Raw genomic sequence first — 14,922 nt, 5'->3', positions numbered from 1 at the left:
TCCTCGACGCTGGGAGTGCCGATGTCGCGGGTGGCCGCCATCGACTGCGGGACCAACTCGATCCGCCTGCTCGTCGCCGACGTCACCGAGGCGTTCGACGGCCGCAAGGAGCTGCGTGACCTGCACCGCGAGATGCGGATCGTGCGGCTCGGCAAGGGCGTCGACGCGACCGGCAGGCTCGACCCGGAAGCCCTCGAACGGACCCGCGCCGCGCTCGTCGACTACGCCGTCGCCGCCCGCCGCAAGGGCGCCGAGCGGGTGCGGATGGTCGCGACCTCCGCGACCCGCGACGCGTCCAACCGCGAGGACTTCTTCGCGATGGTGCGCGACACCCTCGGCGTCGAGGCCGAGATCATCACGGGCGACGAGGAGGCCCGGCTGTCGTTCGTCGGCGCGGTCGGCGACCTCGAACCGGACGACGGCCCGTTCGTCGTGACCGACGTCGGCGGCGGCTCGACCGAGGTCGTCGTGGGGGAGCTGCGCGACGGTGTCGCCGAGGTGACCGCGGCGAAGTCGGTGGACATGGGATCGGTACGGCTGACCGAGCGGTGCCTGCCGTCGGACCCGCCGTCGGAGTCCGAGATCGCCGCCGCCCGCGCGGTCGCCGCCGAGGTGCTGTCGTCGGCGTTCGAGGCGGTGCCGGTCGAGGGCGTCCGTACCTGGGTCGGCGTCGCCGGGACCATCACCTCGCTGTCGGCGATCGCCCAGGAGCTCCCCGCCTACGACCGCGACCAGGTGCACAACTCGACCCTGACCCGCGAGGAGCTGCACCGCGTCGCGGACCTGCTCATCCACTCGTCGCGCTCGGAGCGGGAGAAGCACGGGTCGCTGCACCCGGGACGGGGCGACGTCATCGGGGCGGGCTCGCTGGTCGTGCAGGCCCTCGCCGACGAGCTGCACACCCGCGCGGGCATCGGATCCGTGGTCGTGTCCGAGCACGACATCCTGGACGGCATCGCGCGCTCGATCGCATGACCCGGGACCTGCCCGGCCCGCTCGACCTCCTCGACCGGGACATCTCCGAGTGCCGGGCGTGCCCGCGGCTGGTCGAGTGGCGGGAACGGGTCGCCGTCGAGAAGCGGGCCGCGTTCCGCGACCAGACCTACTGGGGACGCCCGGTGCCCGGCTTCGGCCCGCCGGACGCCCGGATGCTGATCGTCGGACTCGCACCCGCCGCGCACGGCGCGAACCGGACCGGCCGGATGTTCACCGGGGACCGCAGCGGCGACGTGCTGTACGCGGGGCTGCACGCCGTCGGGCTCGCGTCGCAGCCCACGGCCACGCACATCGGGGACGGGCTCGAGCTGTACGGCGTCCGGATCACCGCCCCGGTGCACTGCGCGCCACCCGCGAACAAGCCGACGCCCGCCGAGCGCGACACCTGCCGGGGCTGGCTGGAACGCGAGCTGGACCTGCTCGCCCCGACCGTCCGCTCGATCATGGTGCTCGGCGGCTTCGGTTGGCAGGCGCTGCTGCCCGTCCTCGCCGGCGCGGGCTGGACGGTGCCCCGCCCGGCGCCGAGGTTCGGGCACGGGGCGTCGGTGACCCTGCATCCCGCGGACGACGACCGGGAGCCGCTGGCGCTCGTCGGCTGCTACCACGTGAGCCAGCAGAACACCTTCACCGGACGCCTGACCCCGGCGATGCTGGAGCAGGTCCTGGCCGACACCGCCCGCGCCGCAGGACTCTCCCCGGCCGGACGATGACCCGTCCGGCCCCGTCCGATCCTCGCCGAGATGCAGCTCGGCGTCGTCCGATGATCCACACATCGCGCTGAGCCGCATCTCGGCGAGGATCTGCGTCGCGGGGCTCAGCCGGTGGTGAAGCGGTGCAGCCGCATCGCGTCCTGCAGCGCCGGCAGGTGGCCGGCGGCGGAGAGCAGCGGCCGCAGCCAGACCCTCGGCTCCACGAGCGTCACCTCGTCGTAGACCGACACGTCGTCGCGCTCCCGCAGGCGCGGGTGCCGGTGCGCGAACCCTGCCGGGTCCCAGCCCCAGCGGAACTCGGTGCCGACGGCGCGGAAGGTCGGCGTCCAGCGGGACACCCCGACCGTCCAGGGCGCGACGGCGTCGAACGCCAGCACCGACCGTGGCGTGCCCTGCACGACCCGGTCGACCGTGGCGTGCACGTCCTCCGGCGGGACGTACATGAACAGCCCCTCGGCGACCACCAGCGTGGGCCGGGCGGGATCGACGGCGTCCCACCAGTCGTCGTCGGTGATCGACCCCGGGACCTGCAGGACGTGGCCGGGGAGGTCGTAGAGGCGGCCCCGGACGTCCATGACCTCGGGCTGGTCGACGTCGAGCCAGCGGCACGACTCCGGCACCCCGACCCGCAGCGGACGGCTGTCCAGGCCACAGCCCAGGTGCAGGACCTGGCCGCCGGGCTCGGCGTCGAGGAACTCGCGGGTCCAGCGGTCCAGCATCGCGGAGCGGCAGGCGATGGTGGAGACGTCCCCGGTGAACTGCCAGAGGCCCCCGACGTCGTGCTCGATGCGGTCCCAGACCTCCTCGGCGTACGGGTCGCCCAGGATCGGGCGCCGGGACCGGGCGTCCTGGCGTCGCATGTAGAGGGTCAGGAGCAGGGTGGCCGCGGCTCCGCGCAGGTCCACCTTCTCGGTGCTCGTCATCCCGGCCTCCTGCCTGGATAGGCTGGTACGGCGCCCCCGTAGCCCAACGGCAGAGGCAGGCCCCTTAAAAGGGTCCCAGTGTCGGTTCGAGTCCGACCGGGGGCACCCCGATCCGGCCCCGACGCTACCTCTCTGACCAGGGGCACCCCGCCGGACCGTGCGGCGGAGCGGTGCCTGTCCGCCGTCGGATCGTCGGTCTGCGCCGGACCTCCGACCGCAGTCACTGCCGAGCGCCGATGAGTCCTTCGTCCCGTGCCGGTCTCCTCGTTCGTGCGGGCCACGCGCAGCCCGGACGAGCCGTCCGACGAGGAGACCGCCATGAGCGCATCCACCACTCACGCCCTCGACCACGGGTTCACCGGCACCCTCCGGAAGAGCGACGCACCGGGTGGGTGGGTCCACCTGCGCACCGGCTGGTCCGCCGAGTTCTTCGGTACCCGGGGTCTGGTCAAGGTCCGGGGCACGATCGACGGCCACCCGTTCCGGGGCTCCTTCATGGCGTTGGGCGACGGAACCCACAAACTGCCGGTGACCGCCGCGGTCCGCGCGGCGATCGGCAAGCAGGTGGGCGACACCGTCACCGTCCACCTGGAGGAGCGCCTCGAACGTCGGTGAACGTCCCGCGGCGCGTTCCGCGGAACGCAGCCCCTCGCCGAGATGCAGCTCAGCGTCGTCCGGAGATCCGCGATTCGCGCTGAGCCGCATCTCGGCGGGAGCCGGACGTGCCCGGACGGTCGGCCGGGCGAGCTCGGTCCCGGTGCGCTCGGACACCCCCGGGCTCTTCTCGTGCTGGCCTGCGGTCCGCCGGCTACGGCCGGCCCATGAGGATGCGCGCGAACCGCACCTCTGGCCCGCGGTGACTGTCCGACGGTCTCAACAGCTCGAGGAGCTGCTTCGACACTCGTGGCCGGGCCCAGCGCGTCGCTGCAGGCATCCACCTGTGGAGCGCACCATGCATGATGTGCGCTCACACGGCCTCCAGGACGAAGAACAGGAAGCACAGGAACGCGCCCGACGGCATGGTCGCCACCTGGTCGGGGAACGCCTCGCGCGCGCCGTGCGCAACCGGTGGTTCGCTGACGACCGTGATCCGGAAGCCCGCCGCGGTGAAGGCATCGGTCATGGCGTGGAGCGGCCGGTGCCAGAAGGTCATCGGAGCGGTCCGGCTGCCGAGATTCCAGGTGAACGACCAGGGCCGGAGCGCGAAGTAGTCGGCTCCGGACGGGGCCTGCATCTGGCTCTGGAACGGATGGTCGACGGCCACGATGAGCCTTCCGCCGAGAACAAGGACACGTCGCAGTTCGGTCAGCGGGCCGGACCAGTCCTCGAGGTAGTGCAGGACCAGCGACACGATCACGTCGTCGAACGCTGCATCGGGGAACGGCAGTGGGTCGCGGAGATCGATGAGCTGTAGGGCCGCGTCGTCGCCGAGCCGACGCCGGGCGAGAGCGAGCATCGCGGAGCTGGAGTCGACGCCCGTCACGGTCGCGCCGCGGTCCCTCAGAGACGCGAGCAGGGGGCCCGACCCACAGCCGGCGTCGAGAATCCGTCGACCCCGGACGTCACCGGCCAGGTCGAGGAGAGCCGGCCGTTCGTAGTAGCCGTTCACGAGATTGTGCTCGGTCTCGGCCGTGTACGCCTCGGCGACGGCGTCGTAGTCGTTCGCCACGGGCCGACCCGACGGTCCGGAAGGATCTTGGGAGGTGTCGGGCACGCGGCCGAGCCTGGCACACCGTCCGTGGCGGTCGGTCCGCGTTCCGCGGAACGCAGCCCCTCGCCGAGATGCAGATCAGCGTCGTCCGGAGATCCGCGATTCGCGCTGAGCCGCATCTCGGCGGGAGCCGGACGTACCCGGACGGGCGGCGCGGCCGGCGGCACACCGACGCCGGGTCAGGAGTCCCTGGTCCGCACCCGGAAGCGGAGCAGTGTGACCGGCCCCGACTGCCTGTTGCCCACCGGCTCGAGGTCGATCCTGCCGAGCCCCGGGGTCGAGAACCGGACGCCGTCACCGAGCAGCACCGGCAGGACGTACACCAGGATCTCGTCCACGAGTCCCCGCCGCAGGCACTGCGAGGCCACGTCGGCCCCGAGGATCTCCAGGTCCTTCCCGCCCGCGGCGGCGCGCGCCGTGGCGACGGCCTCGTCGAGACCGCAGGTGAGGAACGTGACGCCCGGTTCCGGCTCGTCCGGCGGGCGGTGTGTCAGGACGAACACCGGCCCCCCGTCGTAGTCGGTGTCGGTGCCGCCGTGCGCCATCCGCCTGCCGACCTCGTGGGTCCCCCGGCCGGCCAGCATGGCGCCGGTGGCCTCCATGACCTCGGGGAACCCCGTCTGGGTCCGGTACTCGAGGACCCAGTCCATGGCGTCGCCGGGACCGGCGATGAAGCCGTCCAGCGACATCGCCCGGTTCACGACGACCTTGCCCGCAGCCGTGTCGCTCATACCCGTGTGGACCCGGTGCACGTCACGAACTCATCGGTCCAGGGTCGTCTCGGGGCGGAGACCGGGGGCTGCCGGTCGTCCTCGGTCACGACCCGTCCCGCAACCGGCATGGTCCTCGCCGTGGCGAGGACCGCGAGCCTCGCGCGGAGCTCACGACCGGTGAGCGGCGACGGCGTCGGCCCCCGCGGTGTCCCCGTCCGCGCGCAGGCCCGCGACGACGCCGTCGACGTCGGCGGCGGGGCGGTTCTGGCTCAGCTTGAACTTGGCATCGATCCGCTCGATCCGGACCTCGACACCGACGACGGCACGCAGCTGGCCGCGGTAGAAGCGTTCCGGGGCGTCGTCGACCCGCCAGGGCGCCGCCCGGCCGGCCTCGTGCAGGTCGGTCAGTCGCCGGACGACGCCGTCGAGCCAGTCGACGTCGTCGTGCACGGTGACCGTGCCGCGGACGTGGGCGGTCACGTAGTTCCAGGTCGGCACGACACGGCCGTGCTCGGCCTTCGAGGCGTACCAGGACGGGCTGACGTAGGAGTCGGGACCGCGCAGGATGACCAGCCCGCGCTGCCCGTCCATCCGGGTCCAGTGGTCGTTGTTGCGGGCGAGGTGCCCCAGCAGGACGTTCTCGGCGGGATCGTGGACGAACGGCAGCAGCGTGGCCTCCGGCCCGTCGGGACCGCAGGTGACCAGGTCCGCGGCGCCGTGCCGGGCGAGCAGCTGCTGCACGGCCTCGTCGTCGGGGGCGAAGTGGGACGGCACGTACACGGCGCTGCAGGGCTCCTCGGTCGTCGGATCGGTGACGCCGAGGATGCCCGGGCCGGTGGCCCCTGACGACGGCCGATCCCGCCGGATCCCAGGAGGCCATTGCGCGGTCCCGGCCCCGGACCGATGAGTTCCGCACCCGGCCGCGGTCCATGGGGGAGGGACGGCGCACCGTGCGCCGCGGGAGGGACGAATGGGTCGCCTGCGCTACATCGTGATCATGTCGGCGGACGGCTACCTGGCCGACCCCGACGGCCGCTACGACTGGGCGATGCCCGACGACGAGGTGCTCGCCTTCGTCACCGAACGGGAGCGCACCGCCGACACCCATCTCTACGGCCGCCGGATGTACGAGGAGATGGTGGGCTGGGAGGACACCATCTCCGGCCGGCCCGAGCCGGACCTCGAGTTCGCCCGGACCTGGCGTGCGGCGACGAAGGTCGTCTACTCGGCGACACTGCCCGCCGTCACGACGGCCCGGACCACCCTGGAGCGCACCTTCGACCCGGTGGCGGCGCGGGCGGTCGTCGACGCCGCGCCGAACGACGCGTCGATCTCCGGCCCGACGCTCGCCGCGGCGGCGCTGCGGGCCGGCATCGTCGACGACGTCGAGCTCTACCTGGTGCCGCAGCTCGTCGGCGGTGGGCTGCGGGCGCTGCCCGACGGCGTCCGGACGGGGCTGGAGCTCGCCGGGGAGCGGCGGTTCGGCAACGGCTTCGTGTTCCTGCACTACCGGCGCAGGTAGGGGTGGTTCAGCGCGGCGGTGCGAGCCGGTCGAGCATCGACACCAGGGTCCGCCGGGCCCGTTCGATCGGCGCCCCGTGCTGGACGACGTCACCGGACAGGCCGGCGGTGAGTGCCATCAGCGCGTAGCCGTCGGTCTCCGGGTCGGGTGATCCGGCGTCGGCGACCACCCGGACGGCGAGAGCCAGGATCTCGTCGTCGCCGTCGGTGAGGACGGCCTGCGCCTTCTCGTCCGTGCGGCGGCTGGCGAACGCGTCGTGGATCCGCAGCGCGTCCCGCGACTCGGGGTGCCCGCCGAGCAGTTCGTCGAGGATCGTCGCCAGCACCTCGCGCTCCCCGCCGGTCGTCGCCCGGGCCCGCGCCTCGATGCGGGTCTCCATCCGCCGGTGGGAGAGCTCCAGCGCGTGCAGCAGGAGCGCGTCCTTGCTCGCGAAGTAGTGCTGCACCCGGCCCATCGAGATCCCCGCCCCGGCCGCGACCGATCGCAGCGACACGGCCTCGGTGCCGTCCCGGGCGACGATCGCGAGCACCGCCTCCGCGATCTCGGTGCGGCGGGCCTCGTGGTCGACGGAGCGCGGCATGCCGCCCACCGTAGCAATGCGATCGCATTGACACGATGTCCGTGCGAGTGTTGCAATGCATCTGCATTGCAACGAGGGGAGTCATCGTGAAGGCAGCGCAGAACGCACTGGGGTTCGCCGGGATCGTGCTCGGCCTGATCCCGCTGCTGCAGTACCTGTTCGCCGGCGGGATCGGCCTCTGGCGGTTCGTCGTGGGGGAGGCACCGCCGCTGCCGTGGCTCTACCCGCTGGTGGTGCTCGTGGTGGCGGCCGTCGGGGTGGTCGGCCTCGACCGCGCCGAGCGCGCCCGGCACTGACCGGTCAGGCCCCCGCGCCCCGCAGCACCCGCAGCTGGCCCAGCTCGGCGACGTTCTTCATGAGCTCGGCGTTCGCCCAGCCGAGCATCTGCCGGACGTCGTGGCCCTCCGGCCAGGGGAACCCGACCGGGCGGTCCCGGTCCGCGGTGCCGAGCGCGTCCGACCAGGACGCGGCGAGGGCGCGCAGGGCGGTGGCCACCCCGGCGGCGCTGCCCGGGTAGACGACGTCGTCCCGGTCGCGCCGCGGGACCCCGGTCAGCTCGTCGAGGGCGGTGCCCCACCACCACAGCAGGTGCCAGGCGATCCAGGCGCCGGTCGGGGCCGGCACCGGATCGGGCTCGGTGCCGTCGGCGGGGAAGTCGGGCGTCCACCGGCCGTCCGGGCCGCGGTGCACGGTCCAGTGCAGCGGCGCCGGGGCCCAGGCGAGGTCGTCGTCGGTCAGCCGTTCGAGGTGGTACTCGGCCAGCGCCCAGGTCAGGTCGAACTGCTCGCGCAGGAGGTCGGTCACGGCGGGCGATCCTGCAGGGCGGGCCGGTCCGGCGCCAGCGGGTTCGCGACGCTCAGCCGCCCGGGCGCTCCGCTCGCGCCGCCAGCATGGCCTCGGTCGCGGTGCGGACCTCCGCCTCGTCGACCTCCTCGGCGCCGGCGGCCGTCACGGTGATCAGGTTCGGGAACAGCCCGCGGGTGAGATCGGGGCCCGCGGTGGCGGTGTCGTCGTCGGCGGCGTCCCACAGCGCGTTCACGGCGAGCGAGATCGCCCCGGAGCGGTCGGTGTCGGGGCGGTGCAGCTTCTTGAGCGACGCCTCGGCGAAGTACGACCCCGAGCCGATGCTCGTGTAGCCGGAACGGTTGCGGGCGATGCTGCCCGACGGGTCGAACGTGACGATCCGGGCCGGATCGGCGTCGGCCGGGTCGTAGCCGACGAACAGCGGCAGCGCGACGAAGCCCTGCATCGCCGCCCCCAGGTTCTCCCGGACGACGGTGGACAGCCGACGGATCTTGCCGTCCTGGCTGATCGGGGAGCCCTCGACCTTCTCGTACTGCTCCACCTCGGCCGCGAACATCTTCAGCATCAGCAGCGCGTGCCCGACCGACCCGGCGAAGCCCGCGGCCGACGTGTCGTCGATCGCCATGACCTTGACCAGGTCCTTCTGTGCGATCACGTTGCCCGAGGTCGCCCGCCGGTCGCCGGCGAGCAGCACACCGTCGGCCCAGGTGAAGGCGATGATCGTCGTGCCGTGCGGGGCGCGGAGATCGGCGGGCACCCGCTGCGCGGGATCGCGCGGCAGGTTCACCGGCAGCGACTCGGGGGCGTGCACGCGGAGCTGTTCCAGGAACGACGGGCCGGTCATGGAGGGAGCGGGCTCCTTCGGGTCGGGGCTCTGCGGTGATCCTTCCCTCCCGCGCGCCGCGGGTCCAGCCGGATCGGGTGCAGACTCGTCCCCGTGGACGCGCGGGTACGGACGACGGACTTCTGCACGCGGTACGGCCTGCGGGCGCCGGTCCTGGAGGCACCGATGGCGGGCGCCTGCCCGCCGGAGCTGGCGGCCGCGGTCGCCGCGGCGGGCGGAATGGGCGCCGCGGGCGTCGTGAACGACCCGCCGGAGCGGATCGCGGCCTGGGCGCGGCGCTTCCGCGAGCTCGCCGGGGACGCCCCGTTCCAGCTGAACCTGTGGATCCCGGACCCGCCGGTCGAGGCCGCGACCGGCCCTGCCGACGCCTTCCTGGCCGGGTTCGGCGGCCGTCCGGCGCCCCCGCCCGGCCCCGGCCCGGACGTCGACGCCCAGTTCGAGGCGGTGCTCGAGGCCCGGCCCACCGCCGTCTCGACGATCATGGGTCTGCTGGGTCCCGACCAGGTCGCGGCCGCGCACGACGCGGGCATCGCGTGGTTCGCCACGGCCACCACCCGCGACGACGCCCTCGCGGCCGAGCGGGCGGGCGCGGACGTCGTGGTCGCGCAGGCGATGGAGGCCGGCGGGCACCGCGGGACCACCGATCCCGCCGACGCCGAGTCCACTGTGGTCGGGCTGTTCGCGCTGGTCCCGTGGCTGGCCGACGCGCTCACGGTGCCGGTCGTCGCGGCCGGGGCGGTCGCCGACGGCCGTTCGCTCGCCGCCGCGCTCACCCTCGGCGCGAGCGCCGCACAGGTCGGGACGGCGCTGCTGCGCACCCCCGAGGCCGGGATCGACGACGGCTGGGCCGCGACCTTCGACGGCCTCGCCCCCGAGGCGACCGTGACCACGCGGGCGTACACCGGGCGTCTGGCCCGTGCCGTCCCGACCGACTTCGTGCGGGCCTGGGCCCGGCCGGACGCCCCGGCCCCGGCGCCCTACCCCCACCAGCGACACATGGTGGCCCGCTACCGCGCGGGCGAGCCCGGCCGGGTGGACCGGGCCAACCACTGGGCGGGCCAGGCCGCGGCGCGCTCGACCACCGACCCGGCCGGGGACGTCGTGGAGCGGATGTGGCGCGAGGCGGACGCGCTGCTGCCCTGACCCGGGCGGCTCACTCCACCATGTCGTCGAACTCGCCCTTCTTCGCGCCGTCGACGAACGCCGAGATCTCCGCGGGCGTGTAGACGAGCACCGGGCCCTCGGGGTCGCGGGCGTTGCGGACGGCCACCTGGCCGTCGTCGAGCACGGCGAACTCGACGCTCTCGTCGTCGGCGGACGCACCGGCCGGGCGACGCCACGTCACCGGTCCGAGATCGGCGGCGCGGGTTCCGTTCGGGTGGCTCACAGGGGCCTCCAGGAGCGTTCGACCAACTGCGGAGTGTCACAAGTGGGTGTGCGTTCGCACTTGCATCCGCAACGAGCATCGTCGACCATAGGAGTGATCCACCGCGAAGGAGTTCCGAAAATGCGCCGGTCGACGCACGGATGTGACTCCGGACGGTCGTCGTCGTGACAGCCGACCGGAGTACTGACGCGGACGAGCTCGATGTGCTGACCTTGACGTCGGTGATCGACAATCGTGCACACAAAGTGATCGGTTCGGAACTCTGTGCACCGCACACGACGCACACCGGACGGTTCGAGGCGCTCTGCGGACATCTGGTGTCGCCGGCGCCGCTGATCGAGGCCGACGGCGCCCCGTGCGACCGGTGCACCGAGCTGGACCCGACCCCCGCGACGGCGCGGCCACGACGCCGTCGCCGGCGGCGCGGCTGGGGTCTGCGCAGGCTCCTCCCGGTCTGAGTGACCGGGTACCCGGGTCAGCGGGCGAGCCGGTCCGGATCGGGCTGCTCGCGGTGTCGCAGCGGGCCGCGGGAGCGGCGTTCCAGGAACCGCCTGCCGGCGTGCGAGAGCTTGCTGAGTGCGTTCGGCCCGCGGCGACGCTCGATCGCCGCGCCGAGCTTGCCGAGCAGCCAGGCGAGAACCGGCGCACCCACCGCCAGCAGCAGCCACACCCGCAGGTGCCGGGACAGCAACGCCCACACGGTCCGGCCCACCTTCCTCGTCGTCCTCGTCCTCCCGCGACCGTAGTACGCCGGTCGCGTCGGCGCCCGCTACGTGACCGGTCGGGCGCCGGCTCGTTGATCAGGGCAGGGCGGGTTCGGCGGCCCCCGGCCGGACGCCCGGGTCACGAGGAGGTCCCCCGTGCTCGTTTCGGGTACCGGAGGTGTGACGGCACTCGCCGTCGCGCTGCTGCTGGTCGTCGTCGCGCTGCTCAGCCCGCCCGGCCGCCGTGCGGCCCACGCGGTGTTCAGCTCCGTCGGGCGCTGGCCGGGGCTGATCCGCTCCGAGCTGCGGGGCGACGCGCCGCTCGAGGCGGGGGAGCAGGCCGACCGTCGCGACGACACGACGCCGGACATCCCCGCCGTGCGCGACGAGCCGCCGGCGACGCGCACGTTCCCGCAGGTGGGACGCCCCGAGTGAGGAGCCGGGTCGGTCCTGGTGGAGTGCCCTGTCGCCCGGTGACCGGCAAGCGGTAAATTTTCTTTTACCGGCGGGAACCTCCGGCGCTCCCTCGACGTTGCACAGATGCGAGGGCCCGCCGATGGCGGGTCCCGCACACGTCCGTCGAGGAGGATCCAGGTGCGCTCCACGAGCAACCCGGCGTTCCGCAACCTGCCCACCAGTGGGCAGGGCGGCTACGCCACGTTCGGCGGCTCGGGCGGCGGCATGATGGGCGGAGCCACCGCCTACGCCGGCGCCCAGTCGTCCCAGATCGACCCGCGCGCCGCGCAGGAGACCGGTCGGCCGATCACGATCGACGACATCGTCCAGAAGACGGCGATCAGTGCCGTCCTGGCGCTCGTCTCCGGTGTCGTCACCGGGATGCTCGGCCCGATCGGCATGGCGATCGGCATCGCCGGCTTCGTCGTCGGTCTGATCGTGTCGCTGGTCGTCATCTTCAAGCAGAAGCCCAGCGCCCCGCTGACCATCACCTACTCGGTCGCGATGGGTGCCGCGCTCGGCGCCATCTCCGCGATGTTCCCGACCGTGGCCTTCCAGGCCGTGATCGGCACCGCGGGCGTGTTCTTCGGGATGCTGGTCCTCTACAAGACCGGCGCCGTCAAGGTCACGCCGCGGTTCACCAAGTGGATCATGGGCGCGATGATCGGCGTCGTCGTCCTGATGCTGGCGAACCTGGTCATGAGCTTCTTCGTCGGTGGCGGCCTCGGCCTCCGCGACGGCAGCCCGCTCGCGATCCTGTTCAGCCTCGTCGTGATCGGTGTGGCGGCGTTCAGCCTGATGCTCGACTTCGACGCCGCCGACAACGCCGTGCGGTCCGGCGTGCCGGAGAAGTACTCCTGGTACATCGCGTTCGGCCTGATGACGACGATCGTCTGGCTGTACATCGAGATCTTCCGCCTGCTGAGCTACTTCCAGCAGAACTAGCGGCAGGTCACACGACGACCCGGCCCCTGCGGGCCGGGGAGCGGGCCGGAATCGCCCCCTCCGGTCCCACGCGCCGCGGACGCCCTCACGGGTGTCCGCGGCGTCGTCGTACCGGGGCCCTCCGTGCGCCCGGCCGGGCGCTTCCCGGTGTCCCGGGCCGGGCGTACCGTCGGGCGGATGCCCGGGAACGACCCGGTGCTCGCCGGGCTCGCCGTCTTCCTCGGTGTCTCGTTCGGTCCCGCGGTACTGCTGTGGCTGCTGGTGCGCCTGCCCGCTGTCCTGCGGTGGGTGGCCCGGTCCTGGCGACGACGACGGCCACCGCCGCCGGTACCCGCCGGACCGCCGCTGGAACGGCTCGTCGCCGATCTCCGCCGGCTCGACCGGATGCGCCGCGGGCCACCACCCACCACCCGGGTCCGCCGGCTCGCGCTGCTCGCCGCCTACGACGACGTCCTGCTCGCCACGTGCCGGGCCACCGGCGTCGACGACCCGCCGCTGCGGGCGTTCGTCGAGCGCGGCGGCGTGACGGGGGCGCTCGACCCGGGTCGTGATCTCGCACGGCTGCGCACCGAGGCCGAGCTGGAGGCCACCGGGGTGCGGATCGACCCGCCCGGCCCGTCGGCGGCCTGAGTCCGCGGGCGGGTCAGCGCGCGCGGACCATCGCCGCGAGCCCGTCCGGCAGCTGCTCGACGGTGTCGGACAGGTCCGCCCACGAGTCCAAGGTGCCCAGCACGGCGGCGACCCGCGCGTCGGCCTGCTCGATGTCGGAGTCACCGGTCGCGCCGGACACGGCGTCGACGAAGGTGCGGCGATCGAAGCCGCGCGCCTGCCCGGTCGCCTGCGCGAGCAGCTCCGAGGAGAGCTCGGTGGGCAGGGCCGGGGCCAGCTTCTCGGCCTCGCCGCGGCTGATCTGCTCGCCGAGACGGCGGAAGGTGGCGCGGGCCAGCGCCTCGGCCTCGGACGCGGTGTCGACACCGGCGCGGTCGCGGACCCGGGCGACGAAGGCGTCGAGACCGGGGGTGGAGTCGGCGGGGTGCGGATCGTTCGCGGAGATACGGACCTCCTCGGGTCACATCGGTACGGCGGGCGTCGGTGCCGCCGACGGCGGCCTACCCGGTGCCGCCGGCACGAAACGGACCCCGGACCACGCACGGGTGCCCGGCCGGCACGACCGACGGGCGGTCACGACGCCTCCATGTCCTCGAGCGCGCGGCCCTTCGTCTCCGCGACGTACCGGACCACGAAGATCAGCGACAGCACGGCGAACAGCGTGTAGAGGCCGTAGGCGAAGCCGAGGGAGAACGCGGCGAGCGCCGGGAACGTCACCGTGATCAGCCAGTTCATGGCCCACTGACCCGCGGCGGCCAGTGACAGGCCGGCGGCCCGGATGCGGTTGGGGAACATCTCGCCCAGGAGCACCCACACGATCGGCCCCCACGACATGCCGAAGCCGATGACGAACAGGTTCGCCGCGACGAGCGCCACCGGGCCCGCGGCACCCGTCAGCTCGAGCCGGCCGTCGGCCCCGGTCCCGGCCGTGGCGAAGCAGACCGCCATGGCGCCGAGGGACACCGCCATCCCGACCGAGCCGATCAGCAGCAGCGGCCGCCGTCCGATCCTGTCGACGAGCGCGATGGCGATGAGGGTCGTCGCGATGTTGACCACCGAGGTGAACACGCTGATCCCGAACGACGCGCTCTCGGCGAACCCGACCGCCTGCCACAGGTCGTTCGAGTAGTAGAAGATCACGTTGATGCCGACGGCCTGCTGGAAGATCGAGAGGAACAGCCCCACCCAGACGACCGGCCAGATCCCGCCACCGGGCCGCCTCAGGTCGCGCCACGACGGCGTGGTCGCCGTGTCCAGCGTCGACCGGATCCGGTCTATCGTGATGTCCAGGTTCTTCTCGCCGAGCAGTGCCGTGAGCACCGTGCGGGCCTCCGGGATGCGCTGCTGCGCGATCAGGAACCGCGGCGACTCGGGGATGGTGGTGACCAGCGCCCCGTAGACGACCGCCGGGACGGCCATGCACAGGAACATCCAGCGCCAGGCCTCCATGCCCAGCCACAGCTGCTGGTCCGCGCCGCCCGCCGTCTCGGCCAGCAGCCAGTCGACCAGCAACGACAGGAAGATGCCGCTCACGATCGCCAGCTGCTGCAGCGACCCGAGCCGCCCGCGGATACGGGCCGGCGAGGTCTCGGCGATGTAGGCCGGTGCGATGACCGACGCGATCCCGACGCCGAAGCCGCCGATGACCCGGCCGAGCACCAGGATCTCCAGGTTGGGGGCGATGCCGGTGACGACGGCGCTCAGCAGGAACAGCACCGCCGCGATCTTCATGACCTGGAGCCGGCCGACCCGGTCGGCGATCCGCCCCGCCGAGAAGGCCCCGACCGCGGCGCCCAGCAGGGCCGAGGCCACGGCGAAGCCGAGCGGCCCCTCACCGATGGAGTAGACCTCCTTGATCGAGCTGGTGGCGCCGTTGATCACGGCGCTGTCGTAGCCGAACAGCAGACCGCCCAGCGCGGCGACGGAGGCGATCCGCACCACGCCGGTACCGGCACCCTCGTCGTCGCCGTCGAAGACGGACGGCTCGTCATCGATCGAACGGTGTTCGCTCATGCGCA

General features: G+C 73.3%; 21 protein-coding genes and 1 tRNA gene. 11 read left to right on the top strand and 11 right to left on the bottom strand.

Annotated elements, in window-relative coordinates; all coding sequences use genetic code 11:
• Positions 1–21: 21 nt before the first annotated feature.
• Positions 22–975 (top strand): Ppx/GppA phosphatase family protein, encoded by a 954-nt coding sequence (locus PP1_RS12970; RefSeq protein ID WP_029240083.1) that lies wholly within the window; start codon positions 22–24, stop codon positions 973–975.
• A complete protein-coding gene (locus tag PP1_RS12965; RefSeq protein ID WP_010242943.1) occupies positions 972–1,706 on the top strand; it encodes a uracil-DNA glycosylase in 735 nt (244 codons plus the stop codon). Before PP1_RS12970 ends, PP1_RS12965 begins: the two co-directional genes overlap by 4 nt.
• A 104-nt stretch (positions 1,707–1,810) precedes the next feature.
• Here the strand turns inward: PP1_RS12965 and PP1_RS12960 are convergent, their stop codons facing one another.
• Positions 1,811–2,629, bottom strand: coding sequence for a class I SAM-dependent methyltransferase (locus tag PP1_RS12960; protein WP_010242945.1), 819 nt, complete (start codon positions 2,627–2,629; stop codon positions 1,811–1,813).
• 32 nt (positions 2,630–2,661) lie between these two features.
• Here PP1_RS12960 and PP1_RS12955 point away from each other — a divergent pair.
• Together PP1_RS12955 and PP1_RS12950 are read left to right on the top strand one after the other, a co-directional pair.
• Positions 2,662–2,734, top strand: a tRNA-Leu gene (locus tag PP1_RS12955).
• 213 nt (positions 2,735–2,947) lie between these two features.
• Positions 2,948–3,244 carry a DUF1905 domain-containing protein gene (locus tag PP1_RS12950; RefSeq protein ID WP_029240084.1) on the top strand — a complete coding sequence of 99 codons (297 nt, stop codon included), beginning with the start codon at positions 2,948–2,950 and terminating at the stop codon, positions 3,242–3,244.
• A gap of 352 nt (positions 3,245–3,596) precedes the next feature.
• Here the strand turns inward: PP1_RS12950 and PP1_RS12945 are convergent, their stop codons facing one another.
• The 3 genes from PP1_RS12945 to PP1_RS12935 form a co-directional block, all read right to left on the bottom strand.
• The gene (locus PP1_RS12945; protein ID WP_010242949.1) at positions 3,597–4,298 is read right to left on the bottom strand and encodes a class I SAM-dependent methyltransferase; all 702 of its coding nucleotides are present in this window, start codon (positions 4,296–4,298) and stop codon (positions 3,597–3,599) included.
• Positions 4,299–4,519: 221 nt separating this feature from the next.
• Positions 4,520–5,071, bottom strand: a complete 552-nt coding sequence (locus PP1_RS12940) for a dihydrofolate reductase family protein (protein WP_010242951.1) — start codon at positions 5,069–5,071, stop codon at positions 4,520–4,522.
• 150 nt (positions 5,072–5,221) lie between these two features.
• Positions 5,222–5,833, bottom strand: a complete 612-nt coding sequence (locus tag PP1_RS12935) for an FMN-binding negative transcriptional regulator (RefSeq protein ID WP_010242953.1) — start codon at positions 5,831–5,833, stop codon at positions 5,222–5,224.
• Positions 5,834–6,023: 190 nt separating this feature from the next.
• Between PP1_RS12935 and PP1_RS12930 the strand changes: the two genes are divergently transcribed.
• Positions 6,024–6,575 (top strand): dihydrofolate reductase family protein, encoded by a 552-nt coding sequence (locus PP1_RS12930; protein WP_010242955.1) that lies wholly within the window; start codon positions 6,024–6,026, stop codon positions 6,573–6,575.
• A gap of 7 nt (positions 6,576–6,582) precedes the next feature.
• Here the strand turns inward: PP1_RS12930 and PP1_RS12925 are convergent, their stop codons facing one another.
• Positions 6,583–7,155, bottom strand: coding sequence for a TetR/AcrR family transcriptional regulator (locus tag PP1_RS12925; protein WP_010242957.1), 573 nt, complete (start codon positions 7,153–7,155; stop codon positions 6,583–6,585).
• An 86-nt stretch (positions 7,156–7,241) separates the two neighbouring features.
• On the opposite strand from PP1_RS12925, the gene PP1_RS12920 reads away from it, so the two are divergent.
• Positions 7,242–7,451 (top strand): hypothetical protein, encoded by a 210-nt coding sequence (locus PP1_RS12920; protein WP_010242959.1) that lies wholly within the window; start codon positions 7,242–7,244, stop codon positions 7,449–7,451.
• Between the two features lie 4 nt (positions 7,452–7,455).
• Here PP1_RS12920 and PP1_RS12915 read toward each other — a convergent pair whose 3' ends face one another.
• Positions 7,456–7,959, bottom strand: a complete 504-nt coding sequence (locus PP1_RS12915) for a DinB family protein (protein WP_010242961.1) — start codon at positions 7,957–7,959, stop codon at positions 7,456–7,458.
• A gap of 52 nt (positions 7,960–8,011) precedes the next feature.
• Positions 8,012–8,803 (bottom strand): proteasome subunit beta, encoded by a 792-nt coding sequence (gene prcB / locus PP1_RS12910; protein WP_010242963.1) that lies wholly within the window; start codon positions 8,801–8,803, stop codon positions 8,012–8,014.
• A gap of 93 nt (positions 8,804–8,896) precedes the next feature.
• Between prcB and PP1_RS12905 the strand changes: the two genes are divergently transcribed.
• Entirely contained in the window at positions 8,897–9,946 is a 1,050-nt protein-coding gene (locus PP1_RS12905; RefSeq protein WP_075313959.1) for an NAD(P)H-dependent flavin oxidoreductase, read from the top strand.
• 10 nt (positions 9,947–9,956) lie between these two features.
• Here PP1_RS12905 and PP1_RS12900 read toward each other — a convergent pair whose 3' ends face one another.
• On the bottom strand, positions 9,957–10,190 hold the full coding sequence (locus PP1_RS12900; protein ID WP_010242967.1) for a DUF397 domain-containing protein: 234 nt from the start codon (positions 10,188–10,190) through the stop codon (positions 9,957–9,959).
• A 164-nt stretch (positions 10,191–10,354) separates the two neighbouring features.
• On the opposite strand from PP1_RS12900, the gene PP1_RS12895 reads away from it, so the two are divergent.
• Complete coding sequence (locus PP1_RS12895; protein ID WP_139323763.1) at positions 10,355–10,648, top strand: hypothetical protein; 294 nt, start codon at positions 10,355–10,357, stop codon at positions 10,646–10,648.
• 17 nt (positions 10,649–10,665) lie between these two features.
• On the opposite strand, the gene PP1_RS12890 is transcribed toward PP1_RS12895, so the two are convergent.
• Positions 10,666–10,902 (bottom strand): hypothetical protein, encoded by a 237-nt coding sequence (locus tag PP1_RS12890; RefSeq protein ID WP_010242972.1) that lies wholly within the window; start codon positions 10,900–10,902, stop codon positions 10,666–10,668.
• 148 nt (positions 10,903–11,050) lie between these two features.
• On the opposite strand from PP1_RS12890, the gene PP1_RS12885 reads away from it, so the two are divergent.
• The 3 genes from PP1_RS12885 (at position 11,051) to PP1_RS12875 (ending at position 12,925) form a co-directional block, all read left to right on the top strand.
• Positions 11,051–11,329, top strand: a complete 279-nt coding sequence (locus tag PP1_RS12885; RefSeq protein ID WP_139323764.1) for a hypothetical protein — start codon at positions 11,051–11,053, stop codon at positions 11,327–11,329.
• Positions 11,330–11,488: 159 nt separating this feature from the next.
• Entirely contained in the window at positions 11,489–12,295 is an 807-nt protein-coding gene (locus PP1_RS12880; RefSeq protein ID WP_010242976.1) for a Bax inhibitor-1/YccA family protein, read from the top strand.
• Positions 12,296–12,472: 177 nt separating this feature from the next.
• Positions 12,473–12,925 (top strand): hypothetical protein, encoded by a 453-nt coding sequence (locus tag PP1_RS12875; protein ID WP_139323765.1) that lies wholly within the window; start codon positions 12,473–12,475, stop codon positions 12,923–12,925.
• Between the two features lie 13 nt (positions 12,926–12,938).
• Here the strand turns inward: PP1_RS12875 and PP1_RS12870 are convergent, their stop codons facing one another.
• Positions 12,939–13,349 (bottom strand): DUF2267 domain-containing protein, encoded by a 411-nt coding sequence (locus PP1_RS12870; RefSeq protein WP_075313960.1) that lies wholly within the window; start codon positions 13,347–13,349, stop codon positions 12,939–12,941.
• 128 nt (positions 13,350–13,477) lie between these two features.
• Positions 13,478–14,917 carry a sugar porter family MFS transporter gene (locus tag PP1_RS12865; protein WP_029240085.1) on the bottom strand — a complete coding sequence of 480 codons (1,440 nt, stop codon included), beginning with the start codon at positions 14,915–14,917 and terminating at the stop codon, positions 13,478–13,480.
• Positions 14,918–14,922 lie beyond the last annotated feature (5 nt).

Origin of the sequence: Pseudonocardia sp. P1, assembly GCF_000178675.2 — a bacterium.
Taxonomy (GTDB): domain Bacteria; phylum Actinomycetota; class Actinomycetes; order Mycobacteriales; family Pseudonocardiaceae; genus Pseudonocardia.
This window is presented reverse-complemented; position numbering and strand designations above follow the sequence as displayed.